17 protein-coding genes, 1 tRNA gene and 1 other RNA gene are annotated in these 16,930 nt (G+C 55.0%); 15 read left to right on the plus strand and 4 right to left on the minus strand.

Going from position 1 to position 16,930, the window contains the following annotated elements; all coding sequences use genetic code 11:
* Positions 1-17: 17 nt before the first annotated feature.
* The 13 genes from hflK to FNL37_RS05865 all read left to right on the plus strand — a co-directional run bounded on the left by hflK (position 18) and on the right by FNL37_RS05865 (position 12,147).
* Positions 18-1,202, plus strand: coding sequence for an FtsH protease activity modulator HflK (gene hflK, locus FNL37_RS05805; RefSeq protein WP_159355468.1), 1,185 nt, complete (start codon positions 18-20; stop codon positions 1,200-1,202).
* A 15-nt stretch (positions 1,203-1,217) separates the two neighbouring features.
* Positions 1,218-2,090 carry a protease modulator HflC gene (gene hflC / locus FNL37_RS05810; protein WP_013442465.1) on the plus strand — a complete coding sequence of 291 codons (873 nt, stop codon included), beginning with the start codon at positions 1,218-1,220 and terminating at the stop codon, positions 2,088-2,090.
* Positions 2,091-2,093: 3 nt separating this feature from the next.
* Positions 2,094-2,282, plus strand: a complete 189-nt coding sequence (locus FNL37_RS05815; protein ID WP_013442464.1) for a DUF2065 domain-containing protein — start codon at positions 2,094-2,096, stop codon at positions 2,280-2,282.
* 186 nt (positions 2,283-2,468) lie between these two features.
* Positions 2,469-3,629 (plus strand): ATP phosphoribosyltransferase regulatory subunit, encoded by a 1,161-nt coding sequence (locus tag FNL37_RS05820; RefSeq protein ID WP_159355470.1) that lies wholly within the window; start codon positions 2,469-2,471, stop codon positions 3,627-3,629.
* Positions 3,630-3,701: 72 nt separating this feature from the next.
* Positions 3,702-5,018, plus strand: coding sequence for an adenylosuccinate synthase (locus tag FNL37_RS05825; RefSeq protein WP_190274900.1), 1,317 nt, complete (start codon positions 3,702-3,704; stop codon positions 5,016-5,018).
* Between the two features lie 2 nt (positions 5,019-5,020).
* The gene (locus FNL37_RS05830) at positions 5,021-5,569 is read left to right on the plus strand and encodes a flavoprotein (RefSeq protein WP_013442461.1); all 549 of its coding nucleotides are present in this window, start codon (positions 5,021-5,023) and stop codon (positions 5,567-5,569) included.
* Positions 5,545-6,945, plus strand: a complete 1,401-nt coding sequence (locus FNL37_RS05835; protein WP_159355472.1) for a DUF6513 domain-containing protein — start codon at positions 5,545-5,547, stop codon at positions 6,943-6,945. The genes FNL37_RS05830 and FNL37_RS05835 overlap by 25 nt, the downstream gene beginning before the upstream one ends.
* 44 nt (positions 6,946-6,989) lie before the next feature.
* Positions 6,990-7,565 carry a DUF447 domain-containing protein gene (locus tag FNL37_RS05840; protein ID WP_015830341.1) on the plus strand — a complete coding sequence of 192 codons (576 nt, stop codon included), beginning with the start codon at positions 6,990-6,992 and terminating at the stop codon, positions 7,563-7,565.
* Positions 7,562-8,266 (plus strand): (5-formylfuran-3-yl)methyl phosphate synthase, encoded by a 705-nt coding sequence (locus FNL37_RS05845; protein WP_159355474.1) that lies wholly within the window; start codon positions 7,562-7,564, stop codon positions 8,264-8,266. The genes FNL37_RS05840 and FNL37_RS05845 overlap by 4 nt, the downstream gene beginning before the upstream one ends.
* 83 nt (positions 8,267-8,349) lie before the next feature.
* Complete coding sequence (locus tag FNL37_RS05850) at positions 8,350-9,420, plus strand: OmpA family protein (RefSeq protein ID WP_013442457.1); 1,071 nt, start codon at positions 8,350-8,352, stop codon at positions 9,418-9,420.
* A gap of 56 nt (positions 9,421-9,476) precedes the next feature.
* On the plus strand, positions 9,477-10,808 hold the full coding sequence (locus FNL37_RS05855; RefSeq protein WP_159355476.1) for a TRZ/ATZ family hydrolase: 1,332 nt from the start codon (positions 9,477-9,479) through the stop codon (positions 10,806-10,808).
* Entirely contained in the window at positions 10,775-11,494 is a 720-nt protein-coding gene (gene ubiG, locus FNL37_RS05860; protein WP_159355478.1) for a bifunctional 2-polyprenyl-6-hydroxyphenol methylase/3-demethylubiquinol 3-O-methyltransferase UbiG, read from the plus strand. The genes FNL37_RS05855 and ubiG overlap by 34 nt, the downstream gene beginning before the upstream one ends.
* Before the next feature lie 2 nt (positions 11,495-11,496).
* Positions 11,497-12,147 carry an HAD family hydrolase gene (locus FNL37_RS05865; RefSeq protein ID WP_013442453.1) on the plus strand — a complete coding sequence of 217 codons (651 nt, stop codon included), beginning with the start codon at positions 11,497-11,499 and terminating at the stop codon, positions 12,145-12,147.
* Positions 12,148-12,258: 111 nt separating this feature from the next.
* Here FNL37_RS05865 and recR read toward each other — a convergent pair whose 3' ends face one another.
* The 4 genes from recR to ffs form a co-directional block, all read right to left on the minus strand.
* Positions 12,259-12,858, minus strand: coding sequence for a recombination mediator RecR (gene recR, locus FNL37_RS05870; RefSeq protein WP_013442452.1), 600 nt, complete (start codon positions 12,856-12,858; stop codon positions 12,259-12,261).
* A gap of 24 nt (positions 12,859-12,882) precedes the next feature.
* Positions 12,883-13,191 (minus strand): YbaB/EbfC family nucleoid-associated protein, encoded by a 309-nt coding sequence (locus tag FNL37_RS05875; RefSeq protein WP_202943926.1) that lies wholly within the window; start codon positions 13,189-13,191, stop codon positions 12,883-12,885.
* Between the two features lie 24 nt (positions 13,192-13,215).
* Positions 13,216-15,048: a DNA polymerase III subunit gamma/tau gene (gene dnaX, locus FNL37_RS05880; protein WP_159355480.1), complete on the minus strand. Its 1,833-nt coding sequence runs from the start codon at positions 15,046-15,048 to the stop codon at positions 13,216-13,218.
* A gap of 117 nt (positions 15,049-15,165) precedes the next feature.
* Positions 15,166-15,263: signal recognition particle sRNA small type (gene ffs / locus FNL37_RS05885), an RNA gene on the minus strand.
* Between the two features lie 142 nt (positions 15,264-15,405).
* Between ffs and FNL37_RS05890 the strand changes: the two genes are divergently transcribed.
* Positions 15,406-16,677 (plus strand): adenylate/guanylate cyclase domain-containing protein, encoded by a 1,272-nt coding sequence (locus FNL37_RS05890; RefSeq protein WP_159355482.1) that lies wholly within the window; start codon positions 15,406-15,408, stop codon positions 16,675-16,677.
* A 46-nt stretch (positions 16,678-16,723) separates the two neighbouring features.
* A tRNA-Ser gene (locus FNL37_RS05895) sits at positions 16,724-16,814 on the plus strand.
* Positions 16,815-16,930 lie beyond the last annotated feature (116 nt).

A 16,930-nucleotide genomic window follows, 5' to 3' on the forward strand; every position in this document is an offset into this window, starting at 1 on the left:
TGATTTCGGAGTAACTCATGGCTAACGATCCCGGTTGGGGCAACCGCAATAATGACGGCCCGCCCGATTTGGACGAGGTATTGCGCCAGTTCAGCCGCAAGCTGAACGGCCTGTTTGGCAGATCCCCCAAGGGCGGTCAGTCGCCACAATCCGAAGGCAGTGGTATTCCTGTGCTACCTATCGTGGGCTTGATTGCCGTGATCTGGTTTGCCACCGGCTTTTATATCGTCGACCAAGGCTCGCGCGGCGTGGTATTGCGCTTCGGCAAACATGTGGAAACCACCTTGCCCGGCCCGCGCTGGCACATGCCTTACCCGGTTGAAAGTGTGGACGTCATCAACATGGAGCAGGTGCGCACCATTGAGGTGGGTTACCGTTCCGCTGAAGGTGGTTCAGGCCGCAGCAAGGAATTGCGCGAATCTCTGATGCTGACCGATGACGAGAACATTATTGATCTGCAGTTTGCCGTGCAGTACAACCTGAAGAATGTGGAAGAGGCGCTGTTCAATAACCGTTCTGCGGAAGAGTCCGTGCGCGGCATTGCCGAGACTGCGATTCGTGAAATCGTCGGCAAGAGCAAAATGGACTTTGCCTTGTACGAAGGCCGCGAAGAAGTGGCTGTTGAAGCCAAGAAGCTGATGCAGGAAATCCTGGATCGCTACAACACTGGTATCAATGTCGTGAATGTCACCATGCAGAACGCGCAACCTCCCGAGCAGGTGCAGGCTGCGTTTGATGATGCAGTGAAAGCTGGCCAGGATCTGGAACGTCAGAAAAATGAAGGTCAGGCGTATGCCAACGACATCATTCCAAAAGCGCGTGGTACGGCATCACGTCTTTTGGAAGAGGCGGCTGGTTACAAGCTGCGTGTTGAGAACGAAGCGCAAGGTAATGCCAGCCGGTTTGAGCAGGTATTAACCCAGTATCAACGAGCCCCTGAAGTGACACGCCAGCGTCTTTATCTGGATGCCCAGGAGCAGATTCTCTCTAATGTGAGCAAGGTGGTTGTTGATCAAAAGGGCGGTAACAGCCTGCTGTACCTGCCATTGGACAAGCTTCTTGCCAACACAGGGGGCACGCCGCCAGCGGCGCCATCCTTGAATGCGCCAACGACAACACCAGCCAGCACCTTGCCTGAAATTGACCTGAATAATCTGCGTTCACGCGACAGCTTCCGTAGTCGTGATCGTGAAAGCCGATAAGGGGCGTCGAACAACATGAAAAACTTAAGCACAGTGTTAATCGGTCTTATCGCAGCCTTGCTGTTGATCAGCCTCTCCGCGTTTACGGTAGATCAGCGTGAGTACGCGCTGGTATTCCGTCTGGGTGAAATCGTGTCGGTCAAAAAAGAGCCTGGTCTCTATTTCAAGATGCCCTTTGTTGAAAATGTACGGTACTTCGACAAGCGTATCCTGACCCTTAACTGGGTGGAGCCGGACCGCTTTCTGACCAGCGAAAAGAAGAATGTGCTCGTAGACTCTTTCGTCAAATGGCGCATTGTTGACCCTGCCAAATACTACGTATCGGTGAAAGGGGATGAGCTGCAGGCCGAGCGTCGTCTCTCGCAGACAGTGAATGATGGTTTGCGTGCCGAGTTTGGTAAACGCACGATACACGATGTTGTTTCCGGTGAGCGTGGGCAGATCATGGAAATCCTGCGTCAGCGTGCAGATCGCGATGCCAAGGAATACGGCATTCAGGTGCTGGATGTGCGTTTGCGCCGTGTAGACCTGCCTCAGGAAGTCAGCGAGTCTGTTTATCAGCGTATGGAAGCAGAACGTAAGCGCGTAGCTAACGAATTGCGCTCACAAGGTGCCGGGGCTGCCGAGAAAATCCGCGCCGATGCTGACCGTCAGCGTGAGGTCATCATTGCTGAGGCTTTCCGTGAGGCACAACGCATCAAGGGTGAAGGTGATGCCAAAGCTTCGGAAATCTACTCGCAGGCTTATGGCAAGAATCCGGAGTTCTATGCGTTTTACCGCAGCCTGGATGCCTACCGCAATAGCTTCAAGAGCAAGAACGATGTCATGGTCCTGGAACCAGACTCTGACTTCTTCAAGTACCTGCGCAGTCCTTCTCCCCGGAAATAAGGCTTGAACTCAACCTTGTTAACTGCGCTGGGCCTCATGCTGGTGCTGGAAGGGGTTCTGCCCCTGCTGGCCCCGCAAGCCTGGCGCGATACCTTCAAGCGCATGGTGGAGTTGAAAGACGGCCAGCTACGGTTTGTTGGCCTTGTCTCCATGAGTGTCGGCCTGTTGCTGTTGTTGTTTTTCAAGAATTAACGCCCAGACCTGCAAAGGTGGAGGCACCGTTTTCCCTTCATTAGAAGCTCTGGTCGTGCGCCCGAGTTTCGCAAGCAGCCGCGAGTGGTTTACAATATAGGCCTTCCTGTTGCGGGTATGGTCGTCCCACCACTCCAGTCACAGCATGTAATGTCCGTTAACACGCCTCAACACTAAAGAATCATTATGCGTAACTGGCTTTTACCAGAATACATAGAAGATGTGCTGCCTGCAGAAGCAGCGCGCATGGAGCATTTGCGTCGGCAATTGCTGGATCTGTTTGCCGTGCACGGTTACCAGTTTGTGATTCCTCCTTTGCTGGAATATCTGGAGTCGCTGATTACCGGCGTAGGGCATGATCTGGATCTTGCGACCTTCAAGGTCGTGGATCAGCTGACCGGGCGCCTGATGGGTGTGCGTGCCGATACCACGCCGCAAGCAGCGCGCATTGATGCACACATGCTGAATAATCAGGGTGTGTCGCGCCTGTGCTACGCCGGCAGTGTGCTACGTACTACCCCCAGCGGCCTGGCCCAAACCCGGGAGCCTTTGCAGCTGGGCGCCGAGCTGTTTGGTCACGCCGGGGTGGAAAGCGATATTGAAGTGCAACGCCTGATGGTGAAAGCCTTGAAGCTGGCTGGCGTGACGCAGTTGCACCTGGACTTCAGCCATGTGGGTATTTTCCGGCACCTGGTGCGACAGGCAGGCGTTAATTCCGAGCTTGAGCAGGCCTTGTATGCGGCCTTGCAGAGCAAGGATCAGGCAGAGGTGCGAAATCTGACAGCGGGCCTTGACGCTACAACTTCTGCCGCCCTGTGCGTGCTGACTGAGCTGAATGGTGGCGCAGACGTTCTGGAACGTGCTGCGCAGGTCTTGCCAGCGACATCCGCGATTGCAGCGGCGCTGGCCGATTTGCGACAGGTTGCTCAGCAATTGCAGGATCTGGACGTCAATGTCTGCTTTGATCTTGCCGAATTACGCGGCTATCACTATCACAGTGGCATGGTCTTCGCGGCCTATGCCCAGGGCTACGCTGGCCCATTGGCGCTGGGTGGTCGTTATGATGAAGTAGGCTCTGCCTTTGGCCGCGCTCGGCCTGCCACCGGCTTCAGTCTGGATCTGCGTGGTCTGGTCACGGCATTGCCACCCGCTGGAATCGCACAGGCCATTTTTGCACCGTACGATCATGATCCTGCGCTTACTGCAAAAGTGGATGCCTTGCGCGCAGAAGGGCAGATCGTCATCCAGGAGTTGCCTGGACACGAGTCTCATCGAAATGAATTGCAATGTGACCGTCAGCTGGTAAAGCAGGGCGATCACTGGGAAGTGCAGGCCATGCCGTCTTGATTTCCTGGGCCAGTTGGCTGAGGGTGGCATGGAATGAATCTTAAAATTTAAATTATTTTGGCAGAACGCATGATGAACAAGAATGTAGTCGTTATTGGTACCCAGTGGGGCGACGAAGGCAAGGGCAAGATTGTGGATTGGTTGACCGATCACGCCCAGGGTGTGGTGCGCTTTCAGGGCGGTCACAATGCCGGGCATACCCTGGTGATCGGGCAGGGCGCCGCACAACGTGAATACAAGCTGAATCTGGTGCCCTCTGGCATCGTGCGTGAAGGCATCAAATGTTACATCGGCAATGGCGTGGTGCTGGATGTTGCCCACTTGCTTGAGGAAATCAAGGGTCTGGAATCGGTGGGCGTGGAAGTCCGCAACCGTCTGATGGTCAGCCCAGGCTGCCCGCTGATCATGGGCTATCACGTGGCGATGGATAAAGCGCGCGAAGCTGCGCGAAACATCAAGATCGGTACAACGGGCAAGGGTATTGGTCCTACTTACGAAGACAAGGTGGCACGTCGTGCGCTGCGCGTTTACGACTTGTTCTATCCAGAGCGTTTTGCCGAAAAGCTGCGCGAAGTGATGGAGTATCACAACTTTGTGCTGACCAAATACCTGGGCGTAGCTGCCGTGGATTACCAGTCTGAGCTGGATCAGGCATTAAGCCGCGTTGATCAACTGAGCCCGATGGTGGGCGATGTATCCGCTGCCTTGTATGCGGCCAATCAGGCAGGTGACAAGCTCTTGTTCGAAGGCGCACAAGGTACCTTGCTGGATATTGATCATGGTACATATCCGTACGTAACTTCCTCCAACTGCGTGGCTGGTCAGGCCGCCGCTGGTACCGGTGTCGGTCCTCAGGTGCTTGATTATGTGCTGGGGATTACCAAGGCCTACTGTACGCGCGTTGGTGGCGGGCCATTCCCCAGCGAGCTGGATATTGAAACGCTGGATACCCCAGGCTTCCAGATGTCGGACAAAGGCCGCGAAATCGGTACCGTCACCAAGCGCAAGCGTCGTTGTGGCTGGTTTGATGCAGCAGCCTTGCGCCGCTCTGCCCGTATCAATGGCCTGACGGGTTTGTGCATTACCAAGCTGGATGTGCTGGATGGTATTCCTGAACTGGAGATCTGCACCGGCTACAAGCTGGATGGCAAGGTGATTGATCTTCTGCCGGTGGGTGCGGATGATCTTGCGCGCTGCGAGCCCATCTATGAGCGCATGCCCGGCTGGACTGAAAACACATTTGGTATTAACACCTGGGAAGGGTTGCCGCTCAATGCGCGCAACTACTTGAAGCGCCTGGAAACCCTGTGCGAAGTGCCGGTGGCTATCGTATCCACCGGCCCCGAGCGCGATCAGACCATTGTCTTGCGCCATCCTTTCGGAGGCTAGGCTTGAAACCCATTCACGAGCAGCGCCTGGCGTGGGCCATTACCGGTTCCGGGCATTATCTGCGCGAGTGCATTGATATCCTCAATACGCTGGATCAGGTGGATTTGTTCCTGAGCAAGGCGGCAGCAGAGATATTGAAGCAATACGGTTACGAGCATAATGTGGGGCGTGTGTATCAGGATAAAACGGCCAGCTCGGTGCCGGTCGAACTGTTCTACCATGGCGCATACCACACGGTCGTTGTTGCGCCGGCGACTTCCAACACCGTGGCGAAAATGGTGTATGGCATTTCGGATAATCTGGTCACCAATATTTTCGCGCAGGCGGGCAAGTGCCGGGTGCCAAGTATTGTGTTTGCCTGCGATACTGCGCCGGAGCTGGAGTCTGAAGCCCCGCGTGAGCATATGGTCAAGGTGTATCCACGCCGTATCGACCTCGAAAACATGGAAAAGCTGAAGACCTTTGACGACACCACAGTGGCGGGCGATATTCCCCAGTTGCAAGCAGCAATCCAGACGCGGTTGGCATGGCTGAGAGACTCCTCTTCCTGACCGGCAAGCTGGCTGAAAAAAGCCTGCACAAAGTGCTGGAAGCCATGCAGCCTACCGATTTCAAATACCGTGTCGCGCAGATTGGCGTTTCGGTCGCCGCATTGATGACCCCTGAGCTTATCGTGCGTCGCCTGCCGGATGCAGGGGATGCTGACCGGATGCTGATCCCTGGCTTGTGTCGCGGTGATCTGCGCATTCTGGAAGATAAATACGGCATTCCTGTGGAGCGCGGCCCGGAAGACCTCAAAGACTTGCCTCAGTTTTTTGGCCACGGCGGGAAAGCCCCTGATCTCTCACAGCATGCCGTGCGCATTTTTGCCGAGATTGTGGAAGCGCCTCAGTTGACCGTGGAGGGCATTGTGGCGCGCGCTGCTTATTTTCGCGATCAGGGCGCCGATGTCATTGATCTTGGCTGCCTGCCCAATACGCCTTTCCCGCATCTGGCAGATGCCATACAGGCACTCAAGTCCCAGGGATTTTCTGTCAGCGTTGACTCATTGAATCATGATGATTTGCTGTTGGCAGGCAAGGCGGGTGCGGATTATCTGTTAAGCCTGACCGAGCATAGCTTGTGGATTGCCGATGAAGTGGGCTCTACCCCGGTGCTGATCCCCGCCAAGTCTGGCAGTTTGCCGTCGCTTTACCGGGCGGTAGAGGGCATGCTGAAAAAAGGTCGGCCCTTCATTGCTGATGCCATTCTCGACCCCATTCCGTTTGGCCTTACAGATTCCATTGTCCGCTATCAGCGCCTGCGCAAAAAATATCCCAACATCGACATCATGATGGGGGTAGGAAATCTGACGGAACTGACGGATGCAGACACCACAGGCATCAATGCCATCCTGTTTGGCATTATTACCGAGCTGAATATCAATGCCGTACTGGCTACTTCGGTTAGTCCACACGCCACAAACGCCGTGGCTGAAGCCGATATCGCGCGCCGTATCATGTACGCTGCGCGCGAGGACAGGCGCTTGCCCCGGGACTACAGCAATGGCTTGCTGGGTTTGCATGATCGCCGTCCGTTTGGTTACACGGCTGACGAAATCGCGGAGTTGGCCGCGCAAATCAAGGATCCGAGCTTTCGCATTCAGGTGAGTGAAGAGGGCATGCACATCTACAACCGTGATGGCTTGTTCACCGCTACTGATCCTTTTGCGCTGTATCCTGATCTGAAAGTCGATGACGACGCTTCCCATGCGTTTTATCTAGGCGTAGAGCTTGCCCGGGCGCAAATTGCCTGGCAGCTCAAAAAACGTTACAGCCAGGACGAAGAGCTGGAGTGGGGCGTCAATACGGTGCAAAAAGCCCCGGAAGCCAGAGTGGCGCACCGCGATGCCTCTCTGAAGGAAAAGCGTAGCAAGGACAAATCCTGAACGTCATGAATATCCAAGAGTATCAACAGGTCAAGTCGGGAGAGATGATCCATGAAACCATCGTCATCAGCACCGACGCCCAGGGCCTTCCGCATATTGCGCCTTTTGGCGTGAGGGAGCGGGACGGTTTTGTTCTGATCGCGCCTTTTCGTCCATCAACCAGTCTCGACAATCTGCTCGCCCGTCGCACGGCTGTCTTAAACTTGACCGATGATGTGCGTGTGTTTGCTGGCGCGCTGAGTGGTCGTCGCGAATGGCCGGTAAGAAAGGCCACTCAGGTTGAAGGTTATGTGCTGGAAGCTGCGCTGTCTCACCGGGAGTTGGTGCTGGAAGAAGTGGTGGAAGACGCCGAGCGCCCATTGCTTTATTTTCGAGTGGTGCATGAAGAAGTACATGCTGCATTTCGTGGGTTTAACCGAGCCCAGGCGGCAGTGGTTGAACTCGCGGTGCTGGTCAGTCGACTGCACATGCTGCCGCTGGAAAAAATCGAAGCCGAAATGCAGTATCTGAAAATCGCCATTGAAAAAACGGCGGGTCCGCGTGAGCATGAGGCCTGGCAATGGCTGGTAGAACGTGTGGCCCAGCATCTGGCCGCTGCTGAGTCAAAGGAGCCGCAATGAGCCGGTTGTTGGCTAGCGTCAATAGTTTGCAAGAGACCGAATTGGTTTTATCTCTCGCCGACATTATTGATCTGAAAAACCCTGCGATGGGGGCGCTAGGGGCGTTACCCATTGAAGTGATTGAACAAATTGTCCGCTATGTTGATGGTCGAAAACCCATCAGTGCCACGATTGGTGATCTGGTTATGGAACCAAAACCAGTGCTTGCTGCCATACAGGCGGTCGCCGCCACTGGCGTGGATATTGTGAAGGTTGGCATGTTCGCAGGCGAGCAGTTGGCATGTATTGAAGCAATAAAGCCAATTGCCAGATCGGGAACCAAAGTGGTCGCCGTGTTATTTGCTGACAGCCAGCAAACGTTTCTGCCTCTGGAGGTATTTGCTGAGGCCGGGTTTTATGGCGTGATGCAGGATACTGCTATCAAGAATGGTTCCAGCCTTCTGGATCATCAGGACCTGCCTGAATTGCGCGCGTTTGTGCAAGAGGCCAGGGCAAATGATCTGATCTGCGGGTTGGCAGGTTCTTTAAGGGTGTCTGATATTGAAACTCTGGCAGCCTTGAAGCCTGACTACCTTGGTTTCAGAAGTGCGTTATGTCAGAACGGAAATCGCACCACGACAATATCTGCGACAAGTGCAGCTGCCGTTCAAGAGATGTTGTTTAATTGCAACATGGCCTTGAAAGGCGCGCTGGCTGTGTAGTTTATGCGGTTAAGCATTTGCAAGCGCAGTCGGCTTTAAAGTATAGTAAGTCTTAAATCTACAGTCACCGGGAGTTAAACCATATGAAGAAAAATCTGATCAGCATTGCAGTTGCTGGCGTTTTGGGTCTTGCTGCATTGCATGCTAGCGCAGAAGAAGCTTATCAAGGTTCTTGGTACGCTCTGCCAGGTATCAACGTCATGAACGCGGACAACGACCTGAAGGCTGAGAATTCCAGCGTAGGTGGGTTCCTGAAATTCGGTAAAGAGCTGAGCGAGCACTGGGATGTGCAAGTTGGCCTGAGCCATAACCGTGCTGATGAAGACTCCAAGCAGTTTACAGGTGGCAAGTACAAGCAAACCCTGCTGGGTGTTGATGCTCTGTACCTGTTCAGCCGCGAAAAATTCCGTCCATTCCTGCTTGCTGGTCTGGGCGCTGCACGTAACAACGTTGACTACAAGCCTAGTTCCGCTGGTTACGATGACAGCAACACCTCCTGGATGGCCAATGCCGGTCTGGGTTTCCAATACCTGTTTACCGATCGTCTGGGCTTCCAAGCTGACCTGCGTCACGTTTGGAGCCGTGCTGAAGTTCAAGGCGACAAGGAAACCGTTGGCAACAACTACCTGAACCTGGGGCTGATCTGGAAATTTGGCGCTCCTGAAAAGGTAGCTGCTGTTGAGCCAACTCCAGTGGCTGCTCCAGAGCCAGCTCCTGCTCCAGCACCTGTTGCTGCTGAGCCAGAGCCAGTTGGTCCAGCTCCAGCTGCTTTCGACAAGGTGACTCTGCAATCTGAAGTGCTATTCGGCTTCGACAAGGACAACCTGAAAGAAGAAGGCAAGAAGGTTCTGAACGCTGACGTGGTTGAAAAGATGAAGGCTCATCCTGAAGTTGAGCTGGTGCTGATCACTGGTCACACTGACCGTATCGGTGATGAAGCATACAACCAGAAGCTGTCTGAGCGTCGTGCCAATGCAGTTAAGAAATACCTGGTAAGCCAAGGCATTGAAGCTAGCCGTCTGCACGCAGTAGGCAAGGGCGAAGCTGAGCCAGTGGTTGATTGCCAAGGCGTACGTGGCAAGAAGGCAATTGCTTGCTTGCAACCTAACCGCCGTGTTGTGGTAGAAATCGAAGTACAACGCGCAGGTAACTAAACGTTATCTTCGTACTGAAAAGCCCCGCTTTGCGGGGCTTTTTTATGGGCTGAACAATGAATACAACTGAAGTAGCGCTGGCAATAGAGGCACGGTGGGTTATACCCGTCATTCCACAAGGCGTGGTGCTCGAGCACACCACGGTCCTGATTAATGATGACGGTAGTATCCATGCTATCTTGCCAACCGCAGAAGCCAGAGCGACCTTTCAAGCTACCCGAGTGGTCCGGCTGGAACACCATGCGCTGATGCCTGGTTTGATCAATCTGCATACACACGCTGCCATGACCCTGATGCGTGGCATGGCGGATGATTTGCCCCTGATGGATTGGTTGCAACATCACATTTGGCCCGCAGAGCGCGCCGCTGTTACCCCGCGCTTTGTCAGAGATGGGACCTTGCTGGCGAGTGCTGAAATGCTGGCAGGTGGCGTTACCTGTTTCAATGATATGTATTTTTATCCGGATGCGGCGGCAGAGGCGGTTGTTCAGGCTGGCATACGTGCGCATCTCGGACTGGTGGTGATGGATTTTCCATCGGCTTACGCTACGGATGCCGATGATTATCTGCTGAAAGGCCTGGAAGCGCGGGATGGCTGGCGTGGAACTTCACGCATTACCAGCAGCCTTGCGCCCCATGCGCCTTACACCATGAGTGACCGCAGCTTTGAGAAAGTGATGACCTATGCCGAGCAGTTGGGGCTGGGAATCCATACCCATCTGCATGAAACGCGTACCGAGCTTGAGCAGAGCGTTGCGCAATACGGCATCAGGCCCATACAGCGCATGGCAGATCTCGGTATACTGGGCCCCGGCCTGGTAGCTGCCCATGCCGTCCATCTGGATGAGGCGGAGCGCGCTCTGCTGAAGGAGTTCGGCTGCCATATAGCCCATTGCCCTGCATCCAATCTGAAACTGGGTAGTGGGATTGCCAATGTTCCTGCCATGCTTGAGACTGGCATTAATGTTGGCCTGGGGACGGACGGCGCCGCCAGCAATAACCGCTTGGACATGTTTGCAGAAATGCGCCTGGCAGCATTACTGGCGAAAGGGGCGAGTGAGGATGCGGCTGTTGTACCTGCCACTACCGCCCTGGAAATGGCCACGATAAATGGCGCGCGCGCATTGGGGCTTGACGATAAAATCGGCTCTATCGAGCCAGGTAAACTGGCTGACCTGGTGGCGATTGATATGGATAGCGCCATTTGCAATCCATGTTTTGATCCCGTTTCCCATCTGGTTTACGTGGCCGGGCGCGAGCACGTGACGCATACCTGGGTAGCTGGCGAACTCTGCTATCAGGAAGGTATCTATGCCCATGTTGAACCTGCAGAATTAAAGGAAATTACGACACAATGGTATCCAAAACTCAGTCCATTCCGGGTGTGAATGTAGACCCTGCAGAACTGCAGAAATTTGCCACGCTGGCTCACCGCTGGTGGGATCCCAACAGCGAATTCAAGCCCTTGCATGACATCAACCCCCTGCGCTTGCAACTGATAGACGAGCTTGCCGGTTTGCAGGGTAAACGCGTGGTGGATGTTGGTTGCGGAGGTGGCATTCTCTCCGAATCCATGAGCGCGCGCGGCGCAGATGTCACCGGTATTGACCTTGGCGAGAAGGCGTTAAAAGTCGCGGAATTACATCGCCTTGAAAGCGGTGCAAGCGTGAATTATCGCCTGATCGAAGTCGAAGCGCTTGCCCAGGAGCAGCCTGGGTCATTCGACGTTGTCACCTGCATGGAAATGCTGGAGCACGTGCCTGACCCTGCGGCCGTAGTGCGTGCATGCGCGACCCTGGTAAAGCCAGGCGGACATGTCTTTTTTTCCACGCTGAATCGCAATCCTAAATCGTATCTGTTTGCCGTTATCGGAGCCGAATACGTGCTGAACATGTTGCCCAAGGGCACTCATGAGTACGCCAAATTCATCAAGCCATCCGAGCTGGCAGAGTGGGCGAGGGAGGCTGGATTAACGGTTAGCGGCATGCGCGGGATGAGCTACAACCCGCTGCGCAAGCATTACTCGCTGGGAACGGATGTTTCAGTCAATTACATCATGCATACGGTGAAGTAAGCGTGGCTGACGTTATCCTGTTTGATCTCGACGGTACCCTGGTGGATACCGCACCAGACCTTGCTTATGCGCTTAACCTGCAACGGGAGCGGCACGGCCTGCCGGCTTTGCCGCTGGATGACATCCGTCCGTTTGCTTCGCACGGCAGTCGGGGCCTCTTGCACAAAGGCTTTGGTATCACCATGGAAGATCCTGAATTCGACGCCATGCGTGCTGAATATCTGGCGCTTTATGATGAGGTTTTTGCGCGGTCGCCGGTACTTTTTTCTGGCATGGCAGAAGTGCTGGCCCATATAGAAAACCAGGGCTTGCAATGGGGCGTGGTCACCAACAAGCCCAGACGGTTCACCGAGCCCATGATGCAGGTCATGGGCTTGAGCAGCCGTGCCGCCTGTGTCGTTAGCGGGGATGATGCCGCCCGAGCCAAGCCATATCCCGATACCTTGTTGCTGGCTTGTGAGCAGATGACAGTCAAGCCGCAGCAGTGTCTTTATATTGGTGACGCCGAGCGAGATATTGAAGCCGGACGCACTGCGGGCATGAAAACCGTGCTGGCAATGTATGGTTATCTCGATGAGCAGGATCAACCCGAGCAGTGGGGCGCGGATGCAACCATTGATAAACCGCTGGATTTGATTGCATTAATCAACTGAGGTATCCAGCATGCCACTATGCCTAGTGGCGGGGTTGCTTCAGATTGTCGGGGTCGTTTTCCGCATCAATCAAGGGCGGCTTGCACATCCGGCTTTGAAATACGGACTCGATTAGCGAACGCTGCGCCGCTCCATCAGGGCCTGCGCCAGTGTTCCGCTATCCACATGTTCAATTTCTCCGCCCATGGGCAAGCCTCGTGCGATGCGGCTCACCTTGAGGCCACGCGAGCGTAACAGTTCGCTGATGTAGTGCGCCGTCGCTTCGCCTTCTACGGTGTAATTGGTGGCGAGCACCACTTCTTCTACCACGCCATCCTGGGCACGTTTCAGCAGTTTTTCCAGATGAATTTCTTTGGGGCCTATGCCATCGAGCGGGGACAGTTTGCCCATCAATACAAAGTAGCGGCCCTGAAACACGCGCGTCTGCTCCAGCATCATCAGATCCGTCGGCATTTCAACCACGCAGAGCAAAGTGGGGTCGCGGTTATCCGCTGCGCATAGAGGGCAGACGATATCTTCGCTGAAGGTGTTGCACAAGCTGCAATGGGTGACGACTTGCAATGCATTGTGCAGCGCCTGGGCGAGGCCATTGGCACCGCTGCGATCACGCTGCAAAAGGTGATAGGCCATGCGCAATGCGGACTTGGGGCCTACGCCTGGAAGGCAGCGCAGAGACTCAACAAGCTGCTCCAGTGCGGGCGGATTGCGCATGACGTGAGTGATTTTTCGGTGGGATTAAAAAGGCAGTTTCATGCCGGCAGGCATCAGACCGCTCATGCGCTGTTGCGAGGTGGCTTCGGCCTTGCGCACGGCATCGTTGAGCGCTGTCACGATCAAGTCTTCCAGCATTTCCTTGTCATCGCTCATCAGGCTGGGGTCGATATGCAGTCTTTTTACCTCATTACGACAGGTGATGGTGACCTTGACCATGCCGGAACCAGCCTGGCCTTCCACTTCCACCTGCGCCAGTTCTTCCTGCGCGCGCTTCATGTTTTCCTGCATTTGCTGGGCCTGTTTCATCAGGTTGCCCAAGCCGCCTTTCATCATGGGATGCTCCTTCGTCTGCGGTTATTGTAGGGGTTTGATACTGGAGGGTATGATCTGCGCGCCAAAGTCACGCATTAACGCCTGCACAAAGCCATCTTGCTGGATGGAAGACTCTGCCTGCGATTGCAACTCGGCTTTTTCCTGGCTGATCTGATGCGCAGGCGTGTTATTGCCGCCGCCTATGCTGAATTGCAAGTGCATCTTGCGGCCAAAGTGGGCCTCAATCGCCGCTTTCAGTTTTTCCTGATAATTCGGGTCGAGCAAATGTTTATGTGCTTCCGGCACTTGTAGCTCAAGACGGTCTGCCGTATGCCCAATTAACTCGCAGTGCTGGGCCAGTGCCCTTGCCAGGCCGAGTTTCAGCTTGTCTACCAACAGGCGCCAATTACCGTCGAACTCCTCCTGCAGGCTGTCTTCCACGGGGGATGATGCAAGCGTAGGCTCCGATGCGGCAGTGTAAGCCGGTTCAGGCGACGATACCTGAGAATGTGTTGGGACGTCAGTTGGCGTTTCAGCTACGGTTGCTGCGGGAGTGGCAGCCGCTGGGAGAGTTGCCGGTGCGGCATCTGCCTCATTGCTGGTGACCATCGTGGCTTCTGCCACAGGTTTTGCCTGGGGAGTTGGGGGCGATGCAATGGCGGCGGGCGATGGTGTGGCTGATCTCGCCATGGTGGCGGCAGCAAGCGCACTGGCAGCACTGCCTGCATGTTGACCGATAGGGCGATCACTGCCAGAAGGGGCCGGTGCAGTCGGCGCAGGCTTGCTGGTGCTTTCATTGCTGAATGCCAGCATGCGCAACAGGCACATGGTGAATCCCGCAAACTCATCCGGGGCCAAACCAAGATCGCGACGGCCCAGCAGGGCAATCTGATAATAAAGCTGCACTTTATCAGCCGGGAGCTTGGTGGCAAGATCCAGCAGGGCGGTGCGCTCGGGCAGGTCGAGGGGAATGCTTTCTGGTACCGTTTGTGCCACGGCCAGCTGATGAAGTAACTGGGCCAGATCCGCCAGGGCGGTATCAAACGACAGGCTGCGTTCTTCCATGCTTTTGGCTTGCGCCATCAGGCTGGGGCCGTCCTGGGCAATCAGGGCATCCAGCAGGCCGTAGAGATAGCTCTGGTCGATGGCGCCCAGCATGGCGCGTACTTCGCTTTCATTTACCCGATTGCCACCGTAGGCAATCGCCTGATCCAGCAGGGAGAGGGCATCGCGCATACTGCCATTGGCCGCCCGGCTGATCAGTTGCAGTGCAATGCTGTCAGAGGGGATATTTTCCTTGGCGAGGACTTCCTGCAAATGGCTGGTAATCGCCGGTGTCGACATCTGGCGCAAATTGAATTGCAGACAACGGGAAAGCACGGTAACCGGCATCTTTTGCGGGTCCGTCGTCGCCAGAATGAACTTGACGTGAGCAGGGGGCTCTTCCAGCGTTTTCAGCATGGCATTAAAGGCAGAGCGCGACAGCATGTGCACTTCATCGATGATATAGACCTTGAAGCGGCCTACGGTCGGGGCGTATTGGGCGTTGTCCAGCAGCTCGCGCATGCTGTCGACCTGGGTGTTGGAGGCCGCATCCACTTCCAGCATGTCGACAAAGCGGCCGCGGTCAATGTCCACGCAGGCCGAGCAGACACCGCAAGGGTGAGCGGTAATGCCGGTTTCGCAATTCAGGGATTTGGCGAGAATACGGGCCAGCGTGGTTTTGCCCACACCGCGGGTGCCGGTAAAGAGATACGCATGATGCAGCCGTTGTTGCTCAAGGGCATTGGTCAGTGCGCGCACCACATGTTCCTGTCCGACCAGCGCTTCGAACAGCTTTGGGCGCCATTTCCGGGCAAGAACTTGATAACTCATAAGGCAGGCGTTTACTTAGATTAGCGAGACTACAACTTTAGTCCAAAAAGCGCATTCGCGTAAGAGCGGAGATTTGATCATGAGGATGTCACTTGCATGATCAAACCCTGGGAATTCGGTGGCGAGCCCAGCCCCCGGCACTTGCTTCAATAACTGTGGCTGCTTCCTTCCGGACCTGACCAGGTTCGCTACTTTGCAATGCGGGGAGGCCCGCCGGAAATAATTCTAGCGCAAAACGCCTGGATTCCCTAATCGAAATAGAGGCGGTCATCGAGGAAAGCCCGCTAGATAATGCCTAATCCATGCGCTATAGTGCGGAGATAAATCAATGAAATAAATAAGAATCTCAAGGGTTAAGTGCGCGAAAAATCTGGCATGTTCAGCATTCAGCAACCATGGCAAGGGCGTATCAAGGGAATGTGGTCCACGCTGCAAAGCCCGACAGCCAGCCTGCTAGGCCAGGCTATTCTGTTTTTTCTGGTGCTGGCTGAAAGCCTGATCTGCATATTCTGGATTTATACCCTGTCCGGCCTGGGCGATGGCTACGCGCTCATGGCCGCAGTGCCTTACGTTTATCTGGTCGTCTCCTATGCCAGTCTGCTGCTGTTCTACCGTATGCAGCGCTTCGATTATTTCGTCTTTACCCAGCTTGTCATGCTGCTGGTCATGCCTTTTTTCATGCAATGGATTATTGGCGGCTTTGAAGCCTCCAGTGGCATGGCGATCTGGGCCTTGCTGTCGCCCGTAGGCGCCATGATGATCCTGGGCGCAACGCAATCCACGCAATGGTTTGCCCTGTTTCTCATTCTGGCAGGGGTTTCCTGGCAGCTGAACAGCCTGTTTGCGGGCTATGCATTACCCATTCCTGCCACGACCAAAAGCATATTTTTCCTGATCAATCTGGCAGGTGTTGCCAGCATTCTGTATACCGTTCTGCGCTATTTTCAATCGCAGAAAGCCAGGCTCATGGAAGCCCTGTCTTACGAGCAGGCACGCTCGGAGAAGCTTTTACTGAGCCTGTTGCCGGTGTCCATCGCGGAACGCCTGAAAGCCGGAGAGGTGAAAATAGCTGACCGGTATGAGCATGTGACCATCCTCTTTGCGGATTTGGTGGATTTCACCCGGCTATCCTTGCATCTGTCACCGGAAGCATTGCTGGATCTGCTGAATGAGGTATTTTCCGGATTTGACCGTTTGGCAGCCAAGTATGGCCTGGAGAAGATCAAGACCATAGGCGATGCCTACATGCTGGTCTGTGGCGCCCCGATTGAGCGAGCTGACCATGCCGAGGCGGTAGCGGATATGGCACTGGAGGTGCAAGCCTTGTTGCAGATCATCTCCACCCAGCTGGGTACGCCGTTATCCATGCGCATCGGCATCAATAGCGGCCCGGTGGTGGCGGGCGTGATCGGCCACTCAAAATTCAGCTATGACCTGTGGGGCGACGCTGTCAATCTTGCCCGGCGCATGGAGCAATATGGGCTTGCCGGGGAAATACAAGTCTCAGAAGCGAGCTATCAGCTGTTGCGTGAAAAGTATGTCCTTGAGCGTCGTGGGACGATTCTGGTGAAAGGGCATGATGAGCAGGTGGCTGCCTATCTGCTGAAATCCAGGCGAACTGCATTTTAGGTTTGGACAGCCGCCAGACTTGATATATAATCCGCCTCCACGTTACGGAAGGGTGGATGAGTGGTTTAAGTCGCACGCCTGGAAAGCGTGTTTAGGCTAATAGCCTAACGCGGGTTCGAATCCCGCCCCTTCCGCCAACAGCACCTCAGCCAGTTCCATGGGTGTGCATCGCAAAAAGCCAGAGATTCTCTGGCTTTTTTGTTTTGCGCGCTACCGTTTCGCCTTCCCGCAACTACAGCCTGTGTGAGCCCGC

Source organism: Methylovorus glucosotrophus, from assembly GCF_009858335.1.
GTDB lineage: Bacteria > Pseudomonadota > Gammaproteobacteria > Burkholderiales > Methylophilaceae > Methylovorus > Methylovorus glucosotrophus.

Bases quoted from the DNA above. Each gene is read 5' to 3' on its own strand.
- hflK (WP_159355468.1), top strand. From the start codon at position 18: ATGGCTAACGATCCCGGTTGGGGCAACCGCAATAATGACGGCCCGCCC.
- hflC (WP_013442465.1), top strand. From the start codon at position 1,218: ATGAAAAACTTAAGCACAGTGTTAATCGGTCTTATCGCAGCCTTGCTG.
- FNL37_RS05820 (WP_159355470.1), top strand. From the start codon at position 2,469: ATGCGTAACTGGCTTTTACCAGAATACATAGAAGATGTGCTGCCTGCA.
- FNL37_RS05825 (WP_190274900.1), top strand. From the start codon at position 3,702: ATGAACAAGAATGTAGTCGTTATTGGTACCCAGTGGGGCGACGAAGGC.
- FNL37_RS05835 (WP_159355472.1), top strand. From the start codon at position 5,545: ATGGCTGAGAGACTCCTCTTCCTGACCGGCAAGCTGGCTGAAAAAAGC.
- FNL37_RS05840 (WP_015830341.1), top strand. From the start codon at position 6,990: ATGATCCATGAAACCATCGTCATCAGCACCGACGCCCAGGGCCTTCCG.
- FNL37_RS05845 (WP_159355474.1), top strand. From the start codon at position 7,562: ATGAGCCGGTTGTTGGCTAGCGTCAATAGTTTGCAAGAGACCGAATTG.
- FNL37_RS05850 (WP_013442457.1), top strand. From the start codon at position 8,350: ATGAAGAAAAATCTGATCAGCATTGCAGTTGCTGGCGTTTTGGGTCTT.
- FNL37_RS05855 (WP_159355476.1), top strand. From the start codon at position 9,477: ATGAATACAACTGAAGTAGCGCTGGCAATAGAGGCACGGTGGGTTATA.
- ubiG (WP_159355478.1), top strand. From the start codon at position 10,775: ATGGTATCCAAAACTCAGTCCATTCCGGGTGTGAATGTAGACCCTGCA.
- recR (WP_013442452.1), bottom strand. From the start codon at position 12,858: ATGCGCAATCCGCCCGCACTGGAGCAGCTTGTTGAGTCTCTGCGCTGC.
- FNL37_RS05875 (WP_202943926.1), bottom strand. From the start codon at position 13,191: ATGAAAGGCGGCTTGGGCAACCTGATGAAACAGGCCCAGCAAATGCAG.
- dnaX (WP_159355480.1), bottom strand. From the start codon at position 15,048: ATGAGTTATCAAGTTCTTGCCCGGAAATGGCGCCCAAAGCTGTTCGAA.